The organism is Pseudarthrobacter equi (assembly GCF_900105535.1).
GTDB lineage: Bacteria > Actinomycetota > Actinomycetes > Actinomycetales > Micrococcaceae > Arthrobacter > Arthrobacter equi.
On record NZ_LT629779.1, the window covers coordinates 638,806 to 663,017 of the forward strand.

Consider the following 24,212-nt stretch of genomic DNA (forward strand, 5'->3'; position numbering starts at 1 on the left):
CCCCCACGCATTCCGAACCACAGCCTTCCGGGCCCCAGCTCTCCGGGCCCGCCCGGGAGGATTCGGCACCACAGAATTCCATGCTGCAGCCTTCCGGGCCGCAGGATTTCGCGGCACGGCGCAGCGGACGACGCCGGCCCGGCCGGTTGGCGCCCGTCGTCGGCACAGCGCGCAAAATGTTGGGTGACGCCCTGGCGCAGGCCGGCTATCCGGCGCACGTCCTGGTGGCCTGCAGCGGCGGGCCGGACTCGATGGCGCTGGCCGCCGTCGCCGCCTACTTCGCCCGCCGCGGCAGCATTGACGGCCATCCCGTCACCGTCGGCGCCGTGGTGGTGGACCACCAGCTGCAGGAAGGCTCCGGCCGCGTGGCGGCTGACACCGCCAGTGCCCTTCGGGAACTGGGCCTCGCCCCGGTCGAGGTCCACACCGTGACAGTGGCATGCGCCGGCATGGGGCCCGAGGCCGCTGCCCGCGAGGCCCGCCACGCAGCGCTCGAAGCGGCAGCGGCGGGCCAGGGTGCCGGCGCCATCCTGCTGGGGCACACCCTGGATGACCAGGCCGAGCAGGTGCTGCTGGGCCTGGCCCGTGGCTCCGGAACCCGATCACTCGCCGGCATGCGGCCCACCCGCGCAGGGACCGGAAACGCCCTGCTGCTCCGTCCCCTCCTGGGGCTCCGCCGGGCCGACACGGAGGAGATCTGCGAGGTGGAGGAGCTGGACCCCTGGCACGATCCCACCAACACGGACCCCGCGTTCGCCCGTTCCCGGACCCGGGTGGAAGTCCTCCCGCACCTCGAGGAGAAACTGGGCCCCGGCGTCGCGGAATCCCTGGCGCGCACCGCCTCCATCCTGCAACTGGACGCCGACTACCTCGAGGATGTGGCGGAAAGCACCTACGCGTCCCTGGTGGAGTGGAACGGTGCCGAAGCAAGCCTTCCGGAAGACGCCCTGCGCGACCTCGCCCCGGCCATCCGTTTCCGCGTGATCGCCAAGGCCGCTGCCGGTGTCGGCGGCCAGCAGCCCAGCTATCGGCGCCTTGTGGCGGCGGAAGCGCTGCTGCGGCGGCAGGGCTCGGCGGGCCCGGTGCAGCTGCCCGGAGGGGTAGCCGCCTACCGGTTGTCGCTGGCCGAACTCGAAGGGCCCGCGACCGCAGACCGCCCCGGGACCGGTCCCCGCGAACCCGCGCGCTGTGGGAAGCTAGTATTCCGGCCGCTAAAACCGGCCACACATTAGTCGCACCCCGCATCTACACAGGAGCCATTGGTGGATTCAAACGACGTCCAGGCAGACCTCAAGCACGTTCTCTACACCAAGGAACAGATCCAGCAGCGCATCACCGAACTCGCTGCCCAGATCGACAAGGACTACGAAGGCCGCGAACTGCTCATCGTGGGCGTGCTCAAGGGCGCGGTCATGGTCATGGCGGACCTGGCCCGTGCACTGCACAGCCACGTCTCGATGGACTGGATGGCTGTGTCCTCCTACGGCTCCGGCACCCAGTCCTCCGGCGTGGTGCGCATCCTGAAGGACCTGGACACGGACCTCATGGGCAAGGACGTGCTGATCGTCGAGGACATCATCGATTCCGGCCTCACCCTGTCCTGGCTGAAGACCAACCTGGAATCCCGCGGCACCGCGTCGGTGGAAATTTGCACCGCCTTCCGCAAGCCCACCGCCGCCAAGGTCCAGATCGACGTCAAGTACGTGGGCTACGACATCCCCAACGAGTTCGTTGTGGGCTACGGCCTGGACTACGCGGAAAAGTACCGCAACCTGGACTTCGTGGGCACCCTGGCCCCGCACGTCTACGAGTAGGCCACCATGCAGCTCGGCGGTTTCTCGGTAGGCCTCGCCGTGCAGGACCTCGCAGCTTCCATGGAGTTTTACCGGAAGCTCGGGTTCACGCAGTACGCCGGTGACCCGGACCAGAACTGGGTCATCATGAAGAACGGGGACACGAACATCGGGCTGTTCAAGGGCATGCTCGAGAAGAACGTGCTGATCTTCAACCCGGGCTGGGACCAGGACGCCAAGCCGACGGAACCCTTCACGGACGTGCGGGAGCTCCAGGAGCAGCTGCGGGCGCAGGGCGTCCCGTTTGCCGCCGAGGCAGACGTGCAGACCACCGGGCCCGCGAGTGCCATCCTGATTGACCCCGACGGCAACCCCGTCTACCTGGACCAGCACGTCTGATTTTGGCAAGGTCGAATATTGGCATCAAGGATGTCGCGGTGGCCGCAGGGGTGTCGGCAACCACGGTGTCGCACGTCCTGAACGACGTCACGTATGCGCGGATCAGCCCCGAGACCCGCAAAAAGGTGAAGGCGGCCGCGGAGCAGCTGGGCTACGAACCCAACCGGGTGGCGCAGGCGCTCCGCAACCGCCGCACCGGCGTGCTGGGACTGGTCAGCGAGGATGTGGCCACCACGCCGCATGCCGGCCGGATCATCCTGGGTGCCGATGACGCTGCCCGCGCCCGCGGCTACACCCTCATGCTTATCAACACCGCCGCCACTGCCGGGGCCGCATCGCGGGAAGGCGACGTGGAGGCCGTGCTGGAACGGCAGGTGGACGGCATCCTCTACGCCACCATGTACCACCGGGTCCTGGACGCGCCGGCCAACCTCGGCAAGGTGCCAACCGTCCTGGTGGATGCCGTCACCGCTGACGGGCTCTTTCCCTCAGTCGTCCCGGACGAATACGGCGGCGCCCGCGCCGCCGTCCGCGCACTGCTGGACGCCGGCCACACCCGCATCGGCTTCATCAACAACGTCCAGGACGTGCCATCCACCTCGGAGCGGCTCCGCGGCTTCCGCGACACGCTCACCGCGGCAGGGCTCGACGCCGGCCTGGCGCCGGTGGAGGCGTCGTCGTCGGACGCTGCGGGCGGGTACGAGGCAGCGGCGAGGATCCTGCGGAGCGGACACCCGCCGTCGGGCCTGTTCTGCTACAACGACCAGATGGCCATGGGGGCCTACCGGGCAGCCGCTGAACTGGGCCTCAGCATCCCCGGCGACCTCTCCGTCGTAGGGTTCGACGACCAGGAACTGGTGGCCGGCAGCCTCTTTCCCGGGCTGACCACCGTGGCGCTGCCCCACTACGGAATGGGTGCCTGGGCCGCCAACCACCTCATCGATGCGCTCGAAGGAGCAGGGGACGGTTCTTCCGCCGGCGCAGGGACGACCGTGCTGGAGTGTCCGCTGGTCACCCGCGCGTCCGTCGCCGCACCCCGGAACCCCTAGCCCGCCTGCAACGATGTCCGCTACGCCCACAGGGAACTTTTGCTTTTCATCATGCGTGATGTACTCCGGACGGTGTATAGCTAGAAGCTGACGCAGCACCATCACGCGCGCAAAGTACACGCCGTGCAGCACTACCGGAAGGGACGGGGCCAGCCCCCGAACAGATGAAAGCTAAGAATTTCTTCAAGGGCCCGGGCATCTGGATCGTCGTCGTTGTCGGTCTGCTCCTGGTGGCCTTTGCAACGCTGGCACCCGGCGGTGCGTCGCGGATCGACACCGATAAGGGCCTGGAACTGCTTGCCGGCAGCAACGTGGAGCAGGCCAAGATCTTCGACGGTGAGAACCGCGTTGACCTCACGCTGAAGGATGACCTGGAGGTGGACGGCCAGAACAAGGGCAAGAGCGTCCAGTTCTTCTTCGTCGATGCCCGCGCCACGGACGTGGTCAAGGCTGTCACCGATTCCAAGCCGGCGCAGGGCTACACAGACCAGCCCATCGAGAGCAACTGGTTCTCCGGCCTGCTGTCCCTCCTCATCCCGGTCATCCTGCTGGGCGCCCTCTTCTGGTTCCTCATGACCCGCATGCAGGGCGGCGGCTCCAAGATCATGCAGTTCGGCAAGTCCAAGGCCAAGATGGTCAGCAAGGACATGCCGCAGGTGACCTTCGCGGACGTCGCCGGTTCGGATGAAGCCGTCGAAGAGCTCCAGGAAATCAAGGAATTCCTCCAGGAGCCGGCCAAGTTCCAGGCTGTCGGCGCCAAGATCCCCAAGGGCGTGCTGCTGTACGGCCCTCCCGGTACCGGTAAGACCCTGCTGGCCCGCGCCGTTGCCGGTGAGGCAGGCGTCCCCTTCTTCTCGATCTCCGGCTCGGACTTCGTGGAAATGTTCGTGGGCGTCGGTGCGTCCCGTGTCCGTGACCTCTTCGAACAGGCCAAGGCCAACTCCCCGGCCATTATCTTCGTGGACGAAATCGACGCCGTAGGCCGCCACCGCGGTGCCGGCATCGGCGGCGGCAATGACGAACGCGAGCAGACCCTCAACCAGCTGCTGGTGGAGATGGACGGCTTCGACGTCAAGACCAACGTCATCCTGATCGCCGCCACCAACCGGCCGGACGTCCTGGACCCCGCACTGCTGCGGCCGGGCCGTTTCGACCGCCAGATCGGCGTCGATGCCCCGGACATGATCGGCCGCGACCAGATCCTGCAGGTGCATGCCAAGGGCAAGCCGATGGCTCCCGGCGTCGACCTCAAGGCTGTTGCCAAGAAGACCCCCGGCTACACCGGTGCCGACCTGGCCAACGTGCTTAACGAGGCCGCCCTGCTGACCGCGCGCTCCAACGCCAACCTCATTGACGACCGCGCCCTGGACGAGGCAATCGACCGCGTGATGGCCGGCCCCCAGAAGCGCAGCCGGGTCATGAAGGAACACGAACGCAAGATCACCGCCTACCACGAAGGCGGCCACGCCCTGGTGGCGGCTGCCCTGCGGAACTCGGCCCCGGTCACCAAGATCACCATCCTTCCCCGCGGCCGTGCCCTGGGCTACACCATGGTGGTTCCGGACAACGACAAGTACTCCGTCACCCGCAACGAGCTCCTGGACCAGATGGCGTACGCCATGGGCGGCCGCGTGGCCGAGGAGATCGTGTTCCACGATCCGTCCACCGGCGCCTCGAACGACATCGAGAAGGCCACCGGCACCGCCCGCAAGATGGTCACCGAATACGGCATGAGCGAACGCGTGGGTGCCGTGCGCCTGGGCCAGGGCGGCGGCGAGCCGTTCCTGGGCCGCGACGCCGGGCACGAGCGCAACTACTCCGACCAGATCGCCTACGTGGTGGACGAGGAAGTGCGCCGCCTGATCGACCAGGCACACGACGAGGCGTACGCCATCCTCACCGAGAACCGAGACGTCCTGGACAGCCTCGCCCTTGAGCTGCTGGAGCGCGAAACCCTTAACCAGGCCGAAATCGCCGACATATTCCGTGACATCCGCAAGCGCGATTTCCGCGAGGTGTGGCTGTCCAAGGAATCCCGTCCGGTCCAGGCCGCGGGCCCCGTGGAATCCCACCAGGAGCGGGCAGAACGCGAGGCCCAGGAGGAAGCCAAGCAGGCCCGCCTGGAGGAGCCGCTGGACGCCCAGCCCCCGCATCCGCAGGGCGTTCCGGAAGACGCACCGTTCCAGGGAGGCGTCCCCGAATCGGGGCCGGACACCCTTCGCGGCTAAGCTTTCCCTGTGACTTCCTTCGACGACGACGCCGTTTCCGCCTCCGCCGCCTACCCGGCGGAGGACGGTTCCACCCATTCCCCGCACCACAAGGTGGACCGGCCAAGGATTGAAGCGGCTGTCCGCGAAATCCTCCTGGCCATCGGCGAGGACCCGGACCGTGGCGGCCTCATCGACACCCCCAAGCGGGTGGCGAAGGCGTACGCCGAGGTTTTTGCGGGACTGCACCACGACCCCGCGGACGTCCTGTCCACCACGTTCGAGCTGGACCATGAAGAACTGGTCCTGGTGAAGGACATCCCCTTCTACTCCACCTGCGAGCACCACCTGGTGCCGTTCCACGGTGTGGCCCACGTTGGCTACATTCCCTCCCATGACGGTAAGGTCACCGGGCTGAGCAAGCTGGCGCGGCTCGTGGACATCTACGCCCGCCGCCCCCAGGTTCAGGAGCGGCTCACCACGGAGATTGTCGAAGCGCTGGTCCTCCACCTCAAGCCGCGTGGGGCCATCGTCGTTGTCGAATGCGAGCACATGTGCATGTCAATGCGCGGTATCCGCAAGCCCGGAGCAAAGACCGTCACCAGTGCGGTCCGCGGGCAGCTTCATGACCCGGCCACCCGTGCCGAGGCCATGAGCCTCATCCTCGGAAGGTAACCACACAAGACCATGGACTCACTAGCTGCAGCCCCGGGAACCGGGCCCGCAACCTCGCCGCTGCCCATCCTGCGCAAACCGCGCCCGGCCGCGCGCTTCGAGGACCTGCCCACAGACCGCACCCTGGTCATGGGCATCCTCAATGTCACCCCTGATTCGTTCAGCGACGGCGGCAAGCACGCCACGGCGGACACCGCCATCGCCGCGGGCCTGCGCATGTTTTATGCCGGCGCTGACATCATCGACGTCGGCGGCGAATCGACCCGCCCCGGCGCTGAGGACGTCTCCCCGGACGAGGAACAAAAGCGTGTCCTCCCGGTCATCGAAGCACTGGTCAAGGCCGGTGCCCTGGTCAGCATCGACACCACCCACGCCGCCACCGCCGCCGCTGCCCTGAAGGCCGGAGCCGCCATCATCAACGACGTTTCCGGGCTGACCATCGAACCCGAAATGGCTGAACTCGTGGCCTCGTCCAAGGCGCCGTACATCCTCACCCACCGCCGCGGCGATGCCCGCACCATGAACTCCCTCGCGGAGTACACGGACGTGGCCGCTGAAGTGGTGGCGGAACTGGCCGGAGTGCGGGACAAGCTGTACGCGGCCGGCGTCAGCGCTGAGCAGATCATTGTCGATCCCGGCCTGGGTTTTGCGAAGAACGACGCCCAGAACTGGGAGCTGCTGCAGAACCTGGAGCAGCTGGAGGCCCTGGGCCACCGCGTCCTGGTGGCCGCCTCCCGCAAACGCTTCCTCGGCACCCTCCTGACGGTTGCCGGCAAATCCGCAGCCCCGGAAGAGCGTGACGGGGCCACGGCAGCCATCACGGCCATCAGCGCCGCCCGCGGCGCCTGGGCCGTCCGGGTGCACGACGTCGGATCCAGCCTTGACGCCGTCAAGGTCGCCGCGCGCATGGCGGCAGTACCCAAAGCACCGTAAGCGCCGGGGGACCCATGGACAGGATTACGCTGACCGGTGTGACGGCCGTCGGCCATCATGGTGTGTTTGATTTTGAGCGCCGCGAGGGCCAGCCTTTTGTTGTGGACGCCGTCCTGTATCTCGACTTCGCCGCTGCCGCGGCGTCCGACGACGTCAGCGACACCGCCCATTACGGCGAGGTGGCGCAGCGTATTACCGAGTGGATTTCCGGGGAGCCGCTGAACCTCATTGAGGCGCTGGCTGTCCGGATCGCCGACGGCCTGCTGTCCGAGTTCGGCCTCCAGGCCGTGGACATCACCGTGCACAAACCCCAGGCGCCCATCGAGGTGCCCTTTGGGGACGTAGCAGTGTCCGTGCATCGGAGACGGCCCTCCGTTGCTTCGGGCCGCCCGGTGGAACCCGCTTCCGAGGGCACCCCGTGAACGCGGTTTACACCAAGGCGGTCCTGGCCCTGGGAAGCAACCTCGGCGAACGCAACGACACCCTGTCCAGCGCGGTGGCTGACCTCGTTGACCCGCCGGAGGTCCGCCTCCTTGCGGTGTCCCCGATCATCCAGACCAAAGCCGTGGGCGGCCCGCCGGGGCAGCCTGACTTCCTGAACATGGTCCTCACCGTTGAAACCAGCCTGACCCCCCATGAGCTGCTGGAGCATTGCCAGGCGGTGGAGAACAAGCACCACCGTGTGCGCGAGGTGCGCTGGGGGCCGCGGACGCTCGACGTCGACATCATCACCTACGGCGACGTGCGCAGCGACGACCCCGTGCTGACCCTGCCGCACCCGCGCGCCGCCAGCCGGGCCTTCGTGCTGTACCCGTGGTCCCTGATCGACCCCGCAGCCACCCTTGAGGGGGAGCGCATCAGTGCCCTTGCGGCCCGGGCGGAGGACTACGGCGACCTTGCCCCGTTCGATGGTTTCGGCGACTTTGACGGGATGCCGACCGCCGGGGCGGTGACGGACCGTTGAAGCCCATCAACCCTCTGCGGCTGCTGCTGGTCGGCGTCATCCTGACCGTAGCCGGCTGGGCCGGAACGGTGATCACCAGCCGCTACGGTATGGCCACCCCGGTGCTGCCGGCCACCGCGCTGGCCACCATGGGCGTGATCGTGGCCATCACCCTGGTCCTCGGCATCCGCATCCTGCGCTGGCGGAACAGCATCAAGCCCAACAGCACCGCAAAGAAGACAGCACTTGATCCGCTGCTCGCCGCCCGCACGCTCATCCTGGCCCAGGCCTGTGCCTACGCCGGAACGGTGCTGCTCGGCTGGCACGTGGGGATCTTCCTGGACCAGCTGCGGATCTGGAGTTTCCGCAGCCACCAGGACATCGCCTGGCTGGCGCTCGGCATGGCCGGCGGCGGCCTGGTGATGATCATCGTTGGCCTGGTGGTGGAGCGGTTCTGCAAGATTCCGCCGGAGGACGGCGACACGAAGGGCGTGGACGGCAAGCCGGGCCGCGCACCACGGGGAGAAGCCGCGGGGGAAGGCGAATATGCGTACCGAGGCGATTGACCCGCCCGGCATTGACTGGCACCGGGTGTCACCGAAGTTCGTGACCGTTCGGCTGGTGCAGTGGGCACTCGGCAACCTTGCCGCCGTCGTAATCCTCAGCCTTCCGCTCGTGTTTGTCCTGCTCGGGTGGTGGCGGTGGCCGCCGCTGTGGCTGGCCATCACCGTTCCCGCCGTGACGCTGGTGGTGGCCCTCTGGCGGCTGGTGCTGATCCCGCGCCAGGTCAGGGCCATCGGCTACGCCGAGCGCGACGACGACCTCCTGGTCCGCAGCGGCATCTTCTTCCAGCGGACCATGGCCGTGCCCTACGGCCGGATGCAGTACGTGGACGTCGCCGTAGGCCCCGTTGAGCGCAGCCTCGGCCTCTGCACGGTCAAGCTGCACACCGCATCGCCCGGCACCAACGCGCACATCCCCGGGCTGCCGGAGGCAGAGGGGGCGCGGCTCCGTGAGCAGCTCGCGGCCCGCGGCGAGGCCAGGCTGGCAGGACTGTGACCGCTGATGGGCGGTTCCCCCGTCACGGGGTGCAGGAAGACGGTGCTGCATCCGCTGACCCAGCGGCTGCCAGCTCACAGCCCGCAGGCCCAGTGCCCGCCAGCTCAGTTTCAGACGGCTCGGTGCCCGCAGGCTCAGTGCCCACCCCATCAACTGTTGCTGCTGCTGGTGCGGGTCCCGGGGTCGCAACGCCCGACGACGGCTGGTTGCGTGTCCACCCGGCGTCACCCTTTGTACGCGGCTGGGTGGCGCTGGCCGCCATCGGCTTCTTCTTCGGCCGCGACATCTTTGAACGGATCCTGCAGGGCAGGCCCATGTTCGAGGACGGATTCACCGGCCGGGTGCCCTGGCTGGTGGCCGGCGGCGGCGCCGTCCTGCTGGTGGCGGTCCTCAGCTTTGTCCTCACCTGGTATTTCACCAAGTACCAGGTGTCCGGCGGTTACGTCCGCGTCAACACAGGCTTCCTGTTCCGGCAGCAGCGCCAGGCCCGGCTGGACCGGGTGCAGGCCATCGATATTGTGCAGCCGCTGCTGGCCCGCATCTTCGGGCTGGCCGAACTCAAGTTCGAGGTGGCCGACGCCGGCGAATCGGCAGTGCGGCTGGCTTACCTGAAGATCGATGACGCCCAGCAGCTGCGGGCCACCATCCTGGCCCGTGCCGCCGGCATCGACGAAGATGCCGACAACCCTGGCGCCCCCGCACCTGAGGCGCCGGAGTATCCGGTACTGTCCGTGCCGCCGTCGCGCCTTGTCGGTTCCCTGCTCCTGAGCGAGCAGAGCCTGTTCGTGGTGGTGGGCGGTGTGGCATCGGTGGTGCTCTCGGCCGTTACGGACAACCGGGCGTTCTACTTCTACCTGATTCCCGCGGCGCTTGGCCTCGCGGCGAGCTACTGGAACCTGTTCAACAAGGGATACAACTTCACGGCCGCCATCTCGCCGGACGGCATCCGGCTCCGGTACGGGCTCCTGGACACTCAGGCCCAGACGCTGCCGCCGGGGCGGATCCAGGCCCTGAAGATCAGCCAGCCTCCGCTGTGGCGGCCGTTCGGCTGGTACCGAATGCAGGTCAATGTGGCCGGTTATGGACTGGTGGAGAATGCGGGGGAAGCGTCATCCCGGACCACCCTCCTGCCAGTCGGCAAGCTCGAGGATGCGATGAACATGCTCGCTTTGGTGCTGCCAGACCCCGGCACGTCCCGACCCGTCGAGGTTTTCGGCGCGGGCCTCACCGGGCTGGATTCCGGCGGCGGCTTCGTCACCACGCCGCGCCGCGCCCGGCTGCTGGCCCCGCTGGGGTGGCGCCGCAATGGCTTTGCTGCCACGGATACTGCATTGCTCATCCGTTCAGGGCGTTGGTGGCGGAACCTGGTGCTCGTGCCGCACCAGCGGACCCAGTCCATGGCGCTGCATCAGGGCCCGCTTGCCCGGCGGTTCCGGGTGGCCGACCTGGTCCTGCACACCACCGCCGGTCCGGTGGTTCCGCGCCTGACGCAGGCCGGGCTGGACGAGGCGCGCGCGCTTTTCGATGAGCAGTCGGCCCGTGCCCGGCTGGCCCGGAAACGGCAGACCACCGAACAGTGGCTCCGCCAGGTTGCACCTTCGGGTGCTGACCCTCAGTCGCCGGCGGCTGAAACCGGGCCGTTCGGAAATGAAGCCCACCAGCAACAGGAAGGCCCCCACCATGGCTAAGCCCGGACGCCTCGGCGTCGGAATCATTGGAGCGGGCAAGGTGGGCGCCGTCCTGGGTGCTGCCCTGCGCGCCGCCGAGCACGCCGTCGTGGGTGTTTCCGCGGTGTCCGAGGCCAGCCGTGAACGGGCCGAAACCCTGCTGCCCGGCGTTCCCGTCCTGGAAGTGCAGGACATCGTGGAGCGCGCCGAACTGGTGCTCCTCGCCGTGCCTGACGATGCCCTCCCCGGCATGGTGGACGGGCTGGCGAAGCTCGGCGCCTGGCAGCCGGGACAGCTGGTGGCCCACACGTCCGGCCGGTTTGGGGTAGGCGTGCTGCATCCCGTGCGCGCTGCCGGCGCCGTTCCGCTGGCGCTGCATCCGGCCATGACCTTCACCGGAATGAGCCTGGACCTGACGCGCCTGCTCGACTGCACGTTCGGCGTCACGGCCGATGCCGCCATGCTTCCCATTGCGCAGGCGCTGGTGGTGGAGATGGGGGCCGAACCGGTAGCCATCGCAGAGGCTGACCGGACGCTCTATCACGCTGCCTTGGCGCACGGGTCCAACCACCTGGTCACCCTGGTGGCCCAGGCTTCCCAGTTGTTGCGTGAGGTGGGGGTGGAGCAGCCCGAACGCATGCTCGGCCCCCTGTTGCGGGCAACCCTCGAAAACGCGCTGGCGTCCGGAGAGTCGGCACTGACCGGGCCGGTTGCCCGCGGCGATGTGGGCACGGTGGAGGCGCACGCGCAGGCCCTGCGGGAGTACGACGGCGGCGGGCATGGCGATGTCCTCGCGGCGTACCTTGCCATGGCACGCGCCACCGCCCGGCGGGCCGAGGCGCGCGGGTTGCTGAAGGGCGACCAGCTTGAAGGGCTGAACCAGGCCCTCGGATCCAAGGAGGACTGACCATGGCCATCAAACTTGTCACCACCGTGGCCGGGCTGCATGCCGAGAGTGCGCGGCTCCTGGCGGAGAAACAGGGTGCATCGCAGGGGTTGGTCCCCACCATGGGCGCCCTCCATGAGGGACATGCTGCCTTGGCGAGGACCGCCGTCGAACAGAACGACGTGGTGGTTGCCAGCATCTTCGTGAACCCTCTGCAGTTCGGCGATGCCGTGGACCTTGACCGGTACCCGAGGACCCTGGACGCCGACCTTGCACTGCTCGATGCCCAGGGTGTCGGTATCGCGTTCGCCCCTTCTGTCGAAGAGGTTTACCCGGGTGGCGAGCCGCTGGTGCGGGTCACGTCGGGACGACTGGGGGAGAAGTGGGAGGGCACATCCCGCCCGGGCCACTTCGACGGTGCGCTAACTGTTGTGGCCAAGCTGCTGCACTATGGCATCCCGGCGGCCGGCCGTGCCGGAGGGGCGGGGCTGCCCGCCTACCGTGCCTATTTTGGCCAGAAAGACGCCCAGCAGCTGGCGCTGGTGCGGCGGATGGTGGCCGACCTCAACTTCCCGGTCGACATTGTGGGCGTCCCCACCGTCCGTTCAGCCGAGGGCCTGGCACTGTCCAGCCGCAACCGTTTCCTGTCCGACGACGAACGTGGTGCAGCACTGGTCCTTTCCCGTGCCCTACGGCTGCTGGAGGAGCGTGCCACCGCCCATGAGCCGCTGGACCTCGACTCTGCCCTGGCGATGGTGGAGTCGCAGCCGCTGGTGAAGCTGGACTACTTCGACGTCGTCGACCCGGCCACGTTGGAGCCTTTGGCTGAAAACTGCCGCGAGACCCCTTTCCGGGGCGAGGCCCTGGCGCTCATTGCCGCGAAGGTGGGTCCTGTGCGTCTGATCGACAACGCACCCCTGAGCTCCTAGGCGCTCCTGAGCTAGCACGCGAGTTCACGCGCGCCTGAGTTCACGCGCCCGGGGTTCACGCGCGCCTGACGTCACACGCCACATGCGGCTGCCTGGATTCAGGCTGCGAGGTAAGCCGTGAGTGCGCGTTCGAGTGGGCTTGGTTCGTCCGGTTGGTTGATTGCCGGCACGCCCAATTCGCCGGTCGCACCAGACTCGCCCGCGGCGCCAACGTCTGCGGCCGCGCCATTGTCTCCGGTCAGGGCCTGGTTCTGTTCGAGGAGTCGGGGTGGCCAGTGGGGTGGTTGGGGGTCGGGGTGTTGGCCCGGGTAGTGCCGGCCTGTGGGTGAGGTCCAGCCGGGTGGTTCGGTTGTGGTGGCTGGTGTGGGGGTCCAGCCGCTGTGGTGTTTGAGACGGTGATGTTTGGGGCAGAGCTGTGCCAGGTTACTGACTCCTGTTGTGCCGTGGTGTTGCCAGGCGGTGAGGTGGTCCGTGTCGTTGTCCGTGCTGGGGTTGGTGCAGCCGGGGAACGTGCAGTGTCCATCGCGCATCCTGATCCAGCGCTTCATAGCCTCCGACAACCGGTAGCTGGTCCTGCCAATCTCGAGCGGCGCACCGGTACGGGGGTCGACGAGGACCCGGTAAAACGAGGTCGCCCCGTCAGCAACGAGTTTGCGGGCCATGGCTGCCGGGATGGGCCCGTATCCGTCGAGGTCTGCCGGTTCGTCAGTGCTGCCCAACATTGTAAATATCGGAATGGTGACCAGCACGTCGGCTTTCGGGGCGGGAATCTTGCTGAGGTCAACGAAGTATGGGTCAGTCCCGGCGCCGGATCCTTCGCTCCCGTTCAACCGGCCTGTGGCAGCGGCCCCGGTGTGGGCGCTCAAGAGGAGCGCGGCGGCGACGTCCGGCCGCAACTGGGTAAGGGTGCGGGTTTCGCCGGGGCCTTGGAGGCCGCGGGCGATCGCAGTGGTTTTGTTCCAGATGGCGCAGGCGGTGTCCCCGGGCAGGATCAGGGTAATTGTTGCCATCCCGTCGGCGTCGGGGCGGTACTCCATCCGCCGCTCCGCCACACACTTCGCATGCCGGATTGCAACGGAGGCGGGGTAGCTGCGTTCGCGCCAGGTCCTGACTTTCCTGCGGAACAGGTGCGCCACGAGGTCACCGGGCGCAGACCCGCGGGCCGGGTTCGGGGCGTCCGGGTCGAAGAAATGCGCCACCAGCGCCTCAGCATTCTCGGGGGCGAGGCAGTCGGTTTCGTCGGCCACGATCACCGCGTGCCGCCACGACACCGCACCCGCCGCCAGTGCGGCCGCTACCGATGGCATCGCACAGACCTTGCGTGATTGGCTGATGAACGCTGCGGCGGCGCCCGGGCTGAGCGTCAGGACCCCGGCGACCTCCGCCGTCGTGGACATCTCAACAAAAGCTTTCTCGGTGTCCGTGGCGTCCGGCGGCGTCATCGCCTCCTGAAACTCCGCGAACTCCGCAGCATCCCGGGCCTTGCCCGCCGCGATCTGGGCTTCCAACTGCTTCCAGAACGCCAGCCGCTGCAACCGAAGCTCACACTTCCGCCCCAACACATCAACCGCTTCACCGGCCACGTCGTCAGGGGCATCCCGGTCCAGCTCCACGTCCTCCAGAAACAACGCGTCGAGGCTGGCCACAGAGGCGCGAATAGCCTCGATAACCTCTGTCTCCTCGACCGGGGGAGCCGCCGCGTTTCCCATAAAAGAATTCTCGCGCGAGGGTCTGACATTTCAGGAGAGTCCCGATTCGAGGGGTAAGCCGGGCGGGTCTTCTAAATCCCTCGGCCCGAGTCCCGGGCCTTTTCGGCATCATAGGAACGCAGCCCGTGCTTCACGCCCAACCTGATGATCCAATACAGGATGGTGCCGACCACCAGTGCGGGTAAGGCAAAGGAGACTATGGCAATAACTATCGAGATCAAGATTCCCCCCAAGAAGTGCTTCTCGACAGCCTCTCACAGGCGAGTCGACGGGACACGCAGACCGCCACCAGCCCGCGAACTCGCCAACCCATCACCGGCCCGCCAGCAGCCCCACCCCATCGCCCCGCGACGCAGCGCGCGGAAGCCGCCGGCCGCCGTCGTGCGTTCCAAGAAAACGGGTGGTGCCGCCGAACGGGGCCGCACCCACCCAACACGAATAAAAGATAGTCAGCTTGCTTATTACTTTCGGTTTTCCTAGGCTGGAATCTGTCAGGCAAGCAACTCTCGAAGCAGTGCACTGCGCCCTCACAGAGGAGCGCGGCGGCCGGCTTCAAGCGAGGAGGAACAATGTCAGAACACAACATCGCAGGCAAGAAGGTTGCATTCCTGCTTACGGACGGCGTGGAGCAGGTTGAGCTGACCAGCCCGTGGCAGGCAGTGAAGGACGCCGGTGGCGAGCCCACCCTCGTAGCCCCCGGCAGCGGCAAGCTGCAGGGCTTCAACGGCACGGATAAGGGCGACACGTTTGACGTGGACCTCGCCGTCGCCGAAGCCAACGCCTCGGACTTTGACGCACTGGTCATTCCCGGTGGCGTCGTCAACGCAGACCACCTGAGGGCGGACAAGGACGCGCAGAGCTTCACGCGCAGCTTCTTCGAACAGCACAAGCCGGTGGCGTCCATCTGCCACGGACCGTGGGTGCTCATTGACGCCGGCGTGATCCGCGGCCGGAACGTCACGTCCTACTTCACGTTGGAAACCGACCTCAAGAACGCCGGAGCCAACTGGACGGACGAGGAAGTGGTGGTTGACCAGGGCCTGGTGACCAGCCGAAACCCCGACGACCTACCCGCTTTCAACAGCAAGCTCGTCGAAGAAATCGCCGAAGGGCAGCACGCGGGCCAGACCGCCTGACACCTGTCGTTCCCTCAGGGTTTGGGAAAAAATACCGTGCGGAGGAATTACTCCAGCCGGTAGAGTGTTGGCATCTGCAGCGGCCAGGTTCGCGCACCACTCACCACTCTCCCTGAGGGAACACTCATGTCTACCGAAGTATCTCCGAACGCCAATGGCCAGCCGGCCCAGGCGGCAGGAACCAAGCCCGCCGCACCGGAGAAAATGTCCCGCGAATCGGTGACGATCATCAGCACCCTGCTGGTGGCCACCTTCGTGGTGATCCTCAACGAAACCATCATGAACGTCGCGCTGCAGCGCCTCATGGTGGACCTCCAGGTGGATGCCCCCACCGTGCAGTGGCTTTCCACCGGCTTCATGCTCACCATGGCCGTGGTCATCCCCACCACCGGGTTCATCCTGCAGAGCCTCTCCACCCGCGCCGTGTTCATGCTGGCCATGGGACTGTTTGCCGGGGGCACCGCGCTGGCCGCCGTCGCGCCCGGATTCGAGATCCTGCTGCTGGCCCGCATTGTCCAGGCCGGCGGTACGGCGATCATGCTGCCGCTGCTGATGACCACCATCCTCACCCTGGTTCCGCTGGCCAAGCGCGGTGCGGTGATGGGCAATGTCAGCATCGCCATATCCGTGGCTCCGGCCATGGGCCCCACGGTGTCCGGTTTGATCCTTGAGCACTTCACCTGGCGTTTCATGTTCGTGTTCGTCCTGCCGGTGGCGCTGGCTGCCCTGGCGATCGGTGCGAAGTACCTGACGAACATCGGCGAAACCGAGAAGACCAAGCTCGATCTCCTGTCCGTCTTCCTGACCGTTCCGGCCTTCGGTGGTCTGGTTTACGGCCTGAGCCAGATCGGCGGCGGCCATGGCGGCCAAGCCGGTCCCAGTGCAGGCGCCATCGCTGCGTTGGTCATCGGCGTCGCCGCGCTGGCGGTCTTCGTGATGCGCCAGGTCCGCCTGCAGAAGTCCTCGGCGCCGCTGCTGGACCTCGGCGCCTTCAACTTCCGCATGTTCACGGTCTCCGTCCTGCTGATGGTGGTGGCCATGATGGCGTTGTTCGGCGGCGTGATCCTGCTGCCGCTGTACCTGCAGGAAGTCCGCGGCCTCGGTTCGCTGGAAACCGGCCTGGCGCTGCTGCCCGGCGGCCTGGCCATGGGCCTCCTCGGCCCCGTCATTGGCCGCCTGTTCGACAAAGTGGGGCCGCTGCCGCTGACCGTCACCGGGTCCATCCTGATGGTGGTGACGCTGTGGCAGTTCTCCATGCTCGACGCCGGCACGGCGGTTGCGTGGATCGTCACCTTGCACGTGGGGCTGAGTTTCGGGCTGGCGCTGCTGTTCACGCCTGCGTTCACTACAGGCCTGAACCCGCTGCCGCCGCACCTGTACTCGCACGGCTCGGCGATCATGAGCACCACGCAGCAGGTTGCCGGTGCTGCCGGCACGGCACTGCTGGTGTCCATCTTCTCCGTGGTCAGCGCGACGTCGGGACTCGTCGCCGGGATGAGCGCCGCCTTCATGACGGCAACCGTCATAGCCCTCGCCGCCGTCGTACTTTCCGCGATGATGCGCAAGACCGAAGGTGCGGGCCCGGCCCACGGTCCGGCGCACTAACCGGCTACGAGCTCAACAAAAAAGCCGTTGCTCCCACTGGGAGCAACGGCTTTTTTGTGCCGGTCAGCCGGCGTAGAAGTCGCTCAGTTCCTTGACCAGCTTGTCCGGGGCTTTGATGACGCCGTCGTGCCCGAAGCCGGGGAGGATGGTGTAGCTGGAGCCGGACAGGACGTCGTGGATCTGGCCGCAGGCCACGCCAAAGTAGGCGGGGCTCTTTTCGCCCACGACAATCAGCGTTTCAAGGGGCAGTTCCAGGAACGGTTCGGCAGGCATGTCCGCGGCGATGATGGCCTTGATTTCGCGGACGCCCGTGCGCATCAGTTCCCGCTGCTGCTTGCCCTCTGACGTGCCGGCGGTCAGCTTGTTGGCGAGCGTCATCATGGACAGCGGCATGCGGGACGACAGCGGTCCCGGCGCCTCCAGGCCACGCTGGATGACGGCCAGGGCGCGGTCGTCGTCGCCGGCAGCGATGGCGGTCTCGTATTCGCCGATCCAGTCGGCCTTGACCGACTGGTTGACGGACACCGCGGGATCGTAAACGGCCAGGCGTTCCACCGGCAGCGTCCGGGCCGCGTGCAGGGCCACTGCTCCGCCGAAGCTGTGGCCGAAAACGTCAGTGCTGGAAGTGTGTTTCATGACCACGTCTAGGTCGCGGATGTCCACATCCAAGGTGTAATCCTCCGGCTGCGGCGAGGACGAACCACGGCCGCGGCGGTTGAACGTGTGCACCGGCCGGCCCAAGGCCGCACTGAGTTTCTGGGCGAACTTGGTGTAGTCCGCCGCCGTCACCATGGACGGCGGCACGATCACCACCCCTGAGCCGCCGGAAGCAAGGTCAGCGCCGGTGGTAAAGAGCTCCAGAGTGCCGCCGTCGGGGGTCCTGATGTTCTCACGCGTCATGATCTGAGCCTATCTGAGCAACCTGACCGCGGACACAACCCCGCAGTTAACGGGTCCTGGCCGGAAGGCACCTTTCCTGCGCGATGCTGCGGTTGCCTGCCTCAGGCCGTGAAGTACTCCGAGATGTCCGCCACCAGTTCCTTGACGGCGGCAGGGATTGAGCCGTGGAAGCACTTGGGCGAAACCTCGAAGGTGCTGCCGGGGACCGCTGCGTGCAGGCGCTGCGCCGTCACCTTGTAATAGCTCGGGCTCTTCCCGCCCGCCATGAAGTGCGTACCGGCGGGCAGCACGCTGAAGTCCCTGGCATGGTCCTTTTCGTTGTAGGCGGCCCGCAGTTCACCCACGCCGCTGGGCATGACCTGACGGAAGACCTTGTTGACCTTGGTCCGCGACAGAACAGCCATCAGCCCGGCCAGCACCGGCTCCGGGATCCTCGCCATGGCCGATCCCGGGCTGGTGGCCTTCTTCATGTGGGCGAGGGCGTGCCCCACCTTGCCGTCATTGACGGCCTTCTCGAACCCGTCCAGCCACTTGGTGTCGATGCTGCCGTCGATGTTCACCGCGGCGTCGTAAACGGCCAGCTTGTCGGGGACGTATCCGGTTCCGGTGAATTCCTGGACAGCGTTCAGGGCCACAGAACCGCCCAGGCTGTGGCCCAGGATGTTGCGGGCGCCGGTGGCATCCATGACGGTGCGGACATCCTCGATCTCCGTGGCCATCGAGTAGCCCGGTGGCTGCGGTGAGGAACTGCCGCGGCCCCTGCGGTCGTAGACGTCCACTGCCCAGCCGTCACCCAGGCCCTTGGCCAGCGCGATCGAGAACGGACGGTAGATCAGGGCGGTAAGGAAAGCCCCGCCGATCAGCACCACCCTCTTCTCCCCGGGCGCGTCCTCGGTGCCGTAGCTGTACAAGGCCAAGTGGCCGCCGTCGTGCGTGGGAAGGACCTGTTCTTTCACCAGCCCATCGTAGGGTGCGTGCCTGCGGGGCAGCTGAAAGCCCGGTTTTGCAATGCCCGGTAAACTTGATGATTGTGACTTCCCAAAACACCCCCGCTCCCAAGAACGCCCCCGAGCCGCTCGACGCCAGCGAGCAGATGCGCATCCGTATGGAAAAGCGCGCCAAACTCCTCGAGCGCGGCGCCGAAGCGTACCCCGTGGGTGTGGAGCGCACGCACTCCCTGGCGGAGATCCGCGAGAAGTACGCGCACCTGGAAGCTGACGAAACCACCGGGGACGTCGTGGGCGTCACCGGACGCGTGGTGTTCGTACGCAACACCGGCAAGCTCTGCTTCGCCACCCTCCAGGAAGGCGGCACGGACGGCAAGGGAACCCGGCTGCAGGCCATGCTGAGCCTGGCCAACGTGGGTGAGGAAGCGCTGGCCGACTGGAAGGCCCTCGTTGACCTCGGCGACCACGTGTTCATCAAGGGTGAGGTCATCTCCTCTCGCCGCGGCGAGCTCTCCGTCATGGCCGAATCGTGGGGCATGGCTTCCAAGGCCCTCCGCCCGCTGCCCGTGCTGCACGCGGAGCTGAACGAGGAAACCCGCGTCCGCCAGCGCTACGTGGACCTGATGGTCCGCGACGAAGCCCGCGAAATGGTTTACACGCGTGCCGCGATCACCCGTTCCATCCGCGAAACGCTGTTCCGCCACCAGTACGTCGAGGTGGAGACGCCCATCCTCCAGCTGGTCCACGGCGGCGCACTGGCGCGGCCCTTCGAGACGCACATGAACGCCTTCGACCAGAAGATGACCCTGCGGATCGCCACCGAGCTCTACCTCAAGCGCGCCGTGGTGGGCGGCATCGACCGCGTCTACGACATGGGCCGCGTCTTCCGCAACGAGGGCGTTGACTCCACGCACAGCCCCGAGTTCACCACGCTCGAATGCTATGAGGCCTGGGCCGACCAGTTCGTCATGGCGGAGCGCATCAAGGAGATCATCCTCGACGCCGCCGACGCCGTGGGTGCCGGCCGCACCGTCCAGACCGAGGCGGGGGAGATCAACCTCGACGGCGACTGGGCCTGGCTGGCCGTCTACCCGGGGTTGTCCGACGCCGTTGGCCAGGAAATCACGCCGGACACTTCGCTTGAGGTGCTTCGCGATATTGCCGCCAAGCATGAGGTGAAGGTAGACCCCAAGTGGGACGCCGAAAAGACGGTGGTGGAACTGTTCGGCGAGATCGTCGAGCCCACGCTGCTGAACCCCACCTTCGTCTACGACTACCCGCCCTCCGCCCAGCCGCTGGCCCGGCCGCACCGCGAGGACGGACGCCTCATTGAAGCCTGGGACCTCATCATCGGCGGCATGGAGCGCGGTACCGCGTTCTCGGAGCTGATCGACCCCGTGATCCAGCGCGAGCGTCTTACCGAGCAGTCACGCCACGCCGCTGCCGGCGACGACGAAGCCATGCAGCTGGACGAGGACTTCCTCCGCGCCCTCGAATACGGTGCCCCGCCCATGGGCGGCATCGGCCTGGGTATCGACCGGCTGGTGATGCTGTTTACCGGTGCCGGAATCCGGGAAACCATCCTTTTCCCCCTCCTCAAGCCTGAAGGGCACTGACCATGGAGTACGTTGCAGTCCTGCTTCCATCCCTTGTTGTAGGCCTGTTGTTCTGGTTTGCAATGAAGGCTGTATTTAATGCCGATAAATCAGAGCGCCAGGCTGAAGCCCGCGCTCAGGCTGAAGCCGATGCCCAGGCTGGCTTCAGCGACCGCCCGGATACCGGCCGAAAATAGATAAAACCCTCAATCTGCCCCCTGTTATCCCCAGTAGTCATTTTTCGCTTTGACGCGTCGGCATAAAAAGAGCGATAATTTCTTTGGGAAACATCCTGCTTTTCTGAACACCGAAACTTTCCAGCAAAAGGAAGACTCTAAATGGCACAGAAAGTAAACATCATCCTCGTTGATGATCTGGATGGGGGATCCGCAGACGAGAATGTTAAGTTTGGCCTCGATGGGGTCAACTACGAGATTGATCTTTCGGCGGCCAACGCCACCGAACTCCGGTCTTCGCTTGAGCGCTATGTTGGCGCTGCACGCAAGTCCTCCGGCGGCCGCACGGCTGCCAAGGCCAAGGCTCCTTCAGGGAGTGGCCGCAGCCACGATTCGGCACAGATCCGCCAGTGGGCCCGGGATAACGGTTACACCGTTAACAGCCGCGGCCGAATTCAGGCGGAAATCCAGGAAGCCTACCAAAAGGCCAATTCCTAGCTGCCGCAGGACCCTGGTTTAAGCCCTGTTCCCCGTTGCCGGGGAGCAGGGCTTTGTTTATTGGCAGCGATGCCCCGGCTGGGATGCTCCACCTGTCATTCAGGGCGGCCGCCCGTCCCTTTTAGCCTCATCTGGTTTGCCCATCAGGTTTGCGCCATCACAGGCGCCGGCCAGCCGCTGCGCCGCCGTTCGGGAATAATGTCCGGAAGCCCTGGTGCCAGGAATGGCTTTTCGCAGCACAGGGCAAACGCCGAAACCGTGGCAAACATGGAACTGTGGCCAACGCCGGGCTTATCCCCTTTATGGTCAGCAGCACTGATGATCGTTTCAATAATCCAGCGAGTGGACGTGGCCGTTATCCGGGGCGCAGCCGAACACGTAATGCAAAGCCCGGAACGTCCGCGGCACGGCCACCCGCCAACGCTGCGCATCCAACCTTGGGTCAGCCCCTGAAAAGGGTGTGGGTTTCCCCTGTGGCGAACACGCTCCACAAGATTGGGTCGGCCACGTAGCATCAAAGTACGTCGTAGCTAGGAGTGTGGCGAAATGTTTGAGCGATTTACGGACCGTGCCCGTCGCGTAGTTGTGCTTGCCCAAGAAGAGGCACGCATGCTGAACCACAATTACATCGGTACCGAACACATCCTTCTGGGTCTAATCCATGAAGGTGAAGGCGTTGCCGCCAAAGCTCTTGAGTCTTTGAGCATTTCGCTCGACGGCGTTCGCGAGCAGGTGCAGGAGATCATCGGCCAGGGCCAGCAGGCTCCCTCCGGTCACATCCCCTTCACCCCCCGCGCCAAGAAGGTACTGGAGCTCTCGCTGCGCGAGGCCCTCCAGTTGGGCCACAACTACATCGGCACCGAGCACATCCTGCTCGGCCTGATCCGCGAGGGTGAGGGCGTAGCCGCCCAGGTCCTGGTGAAGCTGGGCGCCGATCTCAACCGTGTCCGCCAGCAGGTCATCCAGCTCCTCTCCGGCTACCAGGGCAAGGAAACCACCGGCGCAGGCGTCGGCGGCGGCCAGCCCGAAGGCGCCCCTGCAGGTTCCGTGGTCCTCGACCAGTTCGGCCGCAACCTCACCCAGGCTGCGCGCGAGAACAAGCTGGACCCCGTCATCGGGCGCGAGCAGGAGATGGAACGCGTCATGCAGGTCCTCTCCCGCCGTACCAAGAACAACCCGGTGCTCATCGGCGAACCCGGCGTCGGCAAGACGGCCGTCGTCGAGGGCCTCGCCCAGGCGATCGTCCGCGGCGACGTCCCGGAGACCATCAAGGACAAGCAGCTCTACACCCTGGACCTCGGTTCACTGGTGGCTGGCTCCCGCTACCGCGGTGACTTCGAAGAGCGCCTGAAGAAGGTCCTCAAGGAGATCCGCACCCGTGGCGACATCATCCTGTTCATCGATGAGATCCACACCCTGGTGGGTGCCGGTGCCGCCGAAGGCGCCATCGATGCAGCCTCGATCCTGAAGCCCATGCTGGCCCGCGGCGAGCTGCAGACCATCGGTGCCACCACGCTGGACGAGTACCGCAAGCACATCGAGAAGGACGCCGCCCTGGAGCGCCGCTTCCAGCCGATCCAGGTCAAGGAACCCTCCGTGGCGCACGCCATTGAGATCCTTAAGGGCCTGCGTGACCGCTACGAGGCACACCACCGCGTCACCATCACCGACGGCGCTCTGGCCTCCGCGGCCAGCCTCGCCGAGCGCTACATTTCGGACCGCTTCCTGCCGGACAAGGCCATCGACCTGATCGACGAGGCCGGCGCCCGCCTGCGCATCCGCCGCATGACCGCTCCGCCGGAGCTCAAGGCCATGGACGAGCGCATCGCCAAGCTGAAGATGGAGAAGGAATCCGCCATCGACGCCCAGGACTTCGAAGGCGCCGCAGCGCTCCGCGACAAGGAGCAGAAGATGATCTCCGAGCGGTCGGAGAAGGAACGCCACTGGAAGTCCGGCGGCATGGACGACATCTCCGAGGTGGATGAGGATCTCATCGCCGAGGTGCTGGCCAACTCCACCGGCATCCCCGTCTTCAAGCTGACCGAGGAAGAGTCCTCGCGCCTGCTCAAGATGGAAGACGAACTGCACAAGCGCGTCGTTGGCCAGGACGAGGCCATCAAGGCACTGTCCCAGGCCATCCGCCGCACCCGTGCAGGGCTCAAGGACCCCAAGCGTCCCGGTGGCTCGTTCATCTTCGCCGGCCCCACCGGCGTCGGCAAGACCGAACTGGCCAAGGCACTCGCGGAGTTCCTGTTCGGTGAAGAGGACGCCCTCATCACCCTGGACATGTCCGAGTACTCCGAGAAGCACACCGTTTCGCGGCTCTTCGGTGCCCCTCCGGGCTACGTGGGCTACGAAGAGGGTGGCCAGCTGACCGAGAAGGTCCGGCGCCGTCCGTTCTCCGTGGTGCTGTTCGACGAAGTTGAAAAGGCCCACGCGGACCTCTTCAACTCGCTGCTGCAGATCCTGGAAGACGGCCGCCTGACCGACTCCCAGGGCCGCGTGGTGGACTTCAAGAACACCGTGATCATCATGACCACCAACCTCGGTACCCGGGACATCTCCAAGAGCGTCGCCACCGGCTTCCAGTCCGGGACCGACACGCAGACCGGCTACAACCGCATGCGTGCCCGCGTTACGGAGGAACTCAAGCAGCACTTCCGCCCCGAGTTCCTGAACCGTGTTGACGACGTCGTGGTGTTCCCGCAGCTGACGCAGGACGAGATCATCGAGATCGTGGACCTGTTCGTGAACCGCCTCGAGAAGCGGCTCAAGGACAAGGACATGGGCATCGAGCTGACCACGGCCGCCAAGGTACTCTTGGCCACCCGCGGTTACGATCCCGCCATGGGTGCCCGGCCGCTGCGCCGCACCATCCAGCGCGAGATCGAGGACCAGCTGTCCGAGAAGATCCTGTTCGGCGAGATCCACCCCGGCGACATCGTCGTAGTGGACGTCGAAGGCGAAGGCGACGACGCGAAGTTCACCTTCGCCGGTAACGCCAAGCCGCGCATCCCGGAAATCGCCCCGAGCGTCTAACCGGTTGGAAGTTCACCAGCGAAAGCCCCGCCACTCCGAAAGGAGCGGCGGGGCTTTCGCGTTGCCG

At 66.3% G+C, this 24,212-nt stretch carries 23 protein-coding genes; 20 read left to right on the forward strand and 3 right to left on the reverse strand.

Going from position 1 to position 24,212, the window contains the following annotated elements; genetic code table 11:
- Positions 1 to 176: 176 nt before the first annotated feature.
- The 14 genes from tilS to panC all read left to right on the forward strand — a co-directional run bounded on the left by tilS (position 177) and on the right by panC (position 12,540).
- Positions 177 to 1,232, forward strand: coding sequence for a tRNA lysidine(34) synthetase TilS (tilS, locus tag BLT71_RS02855; protein ID WP_172830027.1), 1,056 nt, complete (start codon positions 177 to 179; stop codon positions 1,230 to 1,232).
- 30 nt (positions 1,233 to 1,262) lie between these two features.
- A complete protein-coding gene (hpt, locus tag BLT71_RS02860) occupies positions 1,263 to 1,814 on the forward strand; it encodes a hypoxanthine phosphoribosyltransferase (RefSeq protein WP_015935538.1) in 552 nt (183 codons plus the stop codon).
- 6 nt (positions 1,815 to 1,820) lie between these two features.
- Complete coding sequence (locus BLT71_RS02865; protein WP_091717410.1) at positions 1,821 to 2,192, forward strand: VOC family protein; 372 nt, start codon at positions 1,821 to 1,823, stop codon at positions 2,190 to 2,192.
- A 2-nt stretch (positions 2,193 to 2,194) separates the two neighbouring features.
- Positions 2,195 to 3,241 (forward strand): LacI family DNA-binding transcriptional regulator, encoded by a 1,047-nt coding sequence (locus BLT71_RS02870; RefSeq protein WP_091717412.1) that lies wholly within the window; start codon positions 2,195 to 2,197, stop codon positions 3,239 to 3,241.
- Between the two features lie 164 nt (positions 3,242 to 3,405).
- Positions 3,406 to 5,469 carry an ATP-dependent zinc metalloprotease FtsH gene (ftsH, locus tag BLT71_RS02875; RefSeq protein ID WP_091717414.1) on the forward strand — a complete coding sequence of 688 codons (2,064 nt, stop codon included), beginning with the start codon at positions 3,406 to 3,408 and terminating at the stop codon, positions 5,467 to 5,469.
- Positions 5,470 to 5,478: 9 nt separating this feature from the next.
- Positions 5,479 to 6,123 (forward strand): GTP cyclohydrolase I FolE, encoded by a 645-nt coding sequence (folE, locus tag BLT71_RS02880; protein WP_091717416.1) that lies wholly within the window; start codon positions 5,479 to 5,481, stop codon positions 6,121 to 6,123.
- Positions 6,124 to 6,135: 12 nt separating this feature from the next.
- Complete coding sequence (folP, locus tag BLT71_RS02885; RefSeq protein WP_091717418.1) at positions 6,136 to 7,056, forward strand: dihydropteroate synthase; 921 nt, start codon at positions 6,136 to 6,138, stop codon at positions 7,054 to 7,056.
- Between the two features lie 14 nt (positions 7,057 to 7,070).
- Complete coding sequence (gene folB / locus BLT71_RS02890) at positions 7,071 to 7,478, forward strand: dihydroneopterin aldolase (protein WP_091717420.1); 408 nt, start codon at positions 7,071 to 7,073, stop codon at positions 7,476 to 7,478.
- On the forward strand, positions 7,475 to 8,020 hold the full coding sequence (folK, locus tag BLT71_RS02895) for a 2-amino-4-hydroxy-6-hydroxymethyldihydropteridine diphosphokinase (protein ID WP_091717422.1): 546 nt from the start codon (positions 7,475 to 7,477) through the stop codon (positions 8,018 to 8,020). The genes folB and folK overlap by 4 nt, the downstream gene beginning before the upstream one ends.
- Positions 8,017 to 8,565: a DUF3180 domain-containing protein gene (locus tag BLT71_RS02900; RefSeq protein WP_091717424.1), complete on the forward strand. Its 549-nt coding sequence runs from the start codon at positions 8,017 to 8,019 to the stop codon at positions 8,563 to 8,565. Before folK ends, BLT71_RS02900 begins: the two co-directional genes overlap by 4 nt.
- The gene (locus tag BLT71_RS02905; protein ID WP_091717426.1) at positions 8,546 to 9,058 is read left to right on the forward strand and encodes a PH domain-containing protein; all 513 of its coding nucleotides are present in this window, start codon (positions 8,546 to 8,548) and stop codon (positions 9,056 to 9,058) included. Before BLT71_RS02900 ends, BLT71_RS02905 begins: the two co-directional genes overlap by 20 nt.
- Before the next feature lie 137 nt (positions 9,059 to 9,195).
- Complete coding sequence (locus BLT71_RS02910; protein WP_231994426.1) at positions 9,196 to 10,746, forward strand: PH domain-containing protein; 1,551 nt, start codon at positions 9,196 to 9,198, stop codon at positions 10,744 to 10,746.
- The gene (locus tag BLT71_RS02915; RefSeq protein WP_091723775.1) at positions 10,739 to 11,632 is read left to right on the forward strand and encodes a Rossmann-like and DUF2520 domain-containing protein; all 894 of its coding nucleotides are present in this window, start codon (positions 10,739 to 10,741) and stop codon (positions 11,630 to 11,632) included. Before BLT71_RS02910 ends, BLT71_RS02915 begins: the two co-directional genes overlap by 8 nt.
- A 2-nt stretch (positions 11,633 to 11,634) precedes the next feature.
- Entirely contained in the window at positions 11,635 to 12,540 is a 906-nt protein-coding gene (panC, locus tag BLT71_RS02920) for a pantoate--beta-alanine ligase (protein WP_091717427.1), read from the forward strand.
- A gap of 98 nt (positions 12,541 to 12,638) precedes the next feature.
- Here panC and BLT71_RS02925 read toward each other — a convergent pair whose 3' ends face one another.
- Positions 12,639 to 14,249, reverse strand: coding sequence for an HNH endonuclease signature motif containing protein (locus BLT71_RS02925; RefSeq protein ID WP_231994427.1), 1,611 nt, complete (start codon positions 14,247 to 14,249; stop codon positions 12,639 to 12,641).
- A gap of 569 nt (positions 14,250 to 14,818) precedes the next feature.
- Here BLT71_RS02925 and BLT71_RS02930 point away from each other — a divergent pair.
- Together BLT71_RS02930 and BLT71_RS02935 are read left to right on the forward strand one after the other, a co-directional pair.
- Positions 14,819 to 15,385: a type 1 glutamine amidotransferase domain-containing protein gene (locus BLT71_RS02930; protein WP_091717429.1), complete on the forward strand. Its 567-nt coding sequence runs from the start codon at positions 14,819 to 14,821 to the stop codon at positions 15,383 to 15,385.
- Positions 15,386 to 15,511: 126 nt separating this feature from the next.
- Entirely contained in the window at positions 15,512 to 16,990 is a 1,479-nt protein-coding gene (locus BLT71_RS02935) for a DHA2 family efflux MFS transporter permease subunit (protein WP_091717431.1), read from the forward strand.
- A gap of 63 nt (positions 16,991 to 17,053) precedes the next feature.
- Here BLT71_RS02935 and BLT71_RS02940 read toward each other — a convergent pair whose 3' ends face one another.
- On the reverse strand, positions 17,054 to 17,890 hold the full coding sequence (locus tag BLT71_RS02940) for an alpha/beta fold hydrolase (RefSeq protein WP_091717433.1): 837 nt from the start codon (positions 17,888 to 17,890) through the stop codon (positions 17,054 to 17,056).
- Positions 17,891 to 17,991: 101 nt separating this feature from the next.
- Positions 17,992 to 18,846 (reverse strand): alpha/beta fold hydrolase, encoded by an 855-nt coding sequence (locus BLT71_RS02945; protein WP_091717439.1) that lies wholly within the window; start codon positions 18,844 to 18,846, stop codon positions 17,992 to 17,994.
- A 68-nt stretch (positions 18,847 to 18,914) separates the two neighbouring features.
- Between BLT71_RS02945 and lysS the strand changes: the two genes are divergently transcribed.
- The 4 genes from lysS to BLT71_RS02960 all read left to right on the forward strand — a co-directional run bounded on the left by lysS (position 18,915) and on the right by BLT71_RS02960 (position 24,145).
- A complete protein-coding gene (lysS, locus tag BLT71_RS02950; RefSeq protein ID WP_091717441.1) occupies positions 18,915 to 20,453 on the forward strand; it encodes a lysine--tRNA ligase in 1,539 nt (512 codons plus the stop codon).
- A gap of 2 nt (positions 20,454 to 20,455) precedes the next feature.
- Positions 20,456 to 20,629 (forward strand): hypothetical protein, encoded by a 174-nt coding sequence (locus tag BLT71_RS20525; protein ID WP_172829897.1) that lies wholly within the window; start codon positions 20,456 to 20,458, stop codon positions 20,627 to 20,629.
- A gap of 141 nt (positions 20,630 to 20,770) precedes the next feature.
- Positions 20,771 to 21,106, forward strand: coding sequence for a histone-like nucleoid-structuring protein Lsr2 (locus tag BLT71_RS02955; RefSeq protein WP_056082913.1), 336 nt, complete (start codon positions 20,771 to 20,773; stop codon positions 21,104 to 21,106).
- A 546-nt stretch (positions 21,107 to 21,652) separates the two neighbouring features.
- Complete coding sequence (locus BLT71_RS02960) at positions 21,653 to 24,145, forward strand: ATP-dependent Clp protease ATP-binding subunit (RefSeq protein WP_091717443.1); 2,493 nt, start codon at positions 21,653 to 21,655, stop codon at positions 24,143 to 24,145.
- Positions 24,146 to 24,212 lie beyond the last annotated feature (67 nt).

Coding starts and splice junctions, on each gene's coding strand:
- tilS (WP_172830027.1), top strand. CDS start 177: ATGTTGGGTGACGCCCTGGCGCAGGCCGGCTATCCGGCGCACGTCCTG.
- BLT71_RS02865 (WP_091717410.1), top strand. CDS start 1,821: ATGCAGCTCGGCGGTTTCTCGGTAGGCCTCGCCGTGCAGGACCTCGCA.
- ftsH (WP_091717414.1), top strand. CDS start 3,406: ATGAAAGCTAAGAATTTCTTCAAGGGCCCGGGCATCTGGATCGTCGTC.
- folP (WP_091717418.1), top strand. CDS start 6,136: ATGGACTCACTAGCTGCAGCCCCGGGAACCGGGCCCGCAACCTCGCCG.
- folB (WP_091717420.1), top strand. CDS start 7,071: ATGGACAGGATTACGCTGACCGGTGTGACGGCCGTCGGCCATCATGGT.
- BLT71_RS02905 (WP_091717426.1), top strand. CDS start 8,546: ATGCGTACCGAGGCGATTGACCCGCCCGGCATTGACTGGCACCGGGTG.
- BLT71_RS02915 (WP_091723775.1), top strand. CDS start 10,739: ATGGCTAAGCCCGGACGCCTCGGCGTCGGAATCATTGGAGCGGGCAAG.
- panC (WP_091717427.1), top strand. CDS start 11,635: ATGGCCATCAAACTTGTCACCACCGTGGCCGGGCTGCATGCCGAGAGT.
- BLT71_RS02925 (WP_231994427.1), bottom strand. CDS start 14,249: ATGGGAAACGCGGCGGCTCCCCCGGTCGAGGAGACAGAGGTTATCGAG.
- BLT71_RS02930 (WP_091717429.1), top strand. CDS start 14,819: ATGTCAGAACACAACATCGCAGGCAAGAAGGTTGCATTCCTGCTTACG.
- BLT71_RS02935 (WP_091717431.1), top strand. CDS start 15,512: ATGTCTACCGAAGTATCTCCGAACGCCAATGGCCAGCCGGCCCAGGCG.
- BLT71_RS02940 (WP_091717433.1), bottom strand. CDS start 17,890: ATGACGCGTGAGAACATCAGGACCCCCGACGGCGGCACTCTGGAGCTC.
- lysS (WP_091717441.1), top strand. CDS start 18,915: ATGATTGTGACTTCCCAAAACACCCCCGCTCCCAAGAACGCCCCCGAG.
- BLT71_RS20525 (WP_172829897.1), top strand. CDS start 20,456: ATGGAGTACGTTGCAGTCCTGCTTCCATCCCTTGTTGTAGGCCTGTTG.
- BLT71_RS02955 (WP_056082913.1), top strand. CDS start 20,771: ATGGCACAGAAAGTAAACATCATCCTCGTTGATGATCTGGATGGGGGA.
- BLT71_RS02960 (WP_091717443.1), top strand. CDS start 21,653: ATGTTTGAGCGATTTACGGACCGTGCCCGTCGCGTAGTTGTGCTTGCC.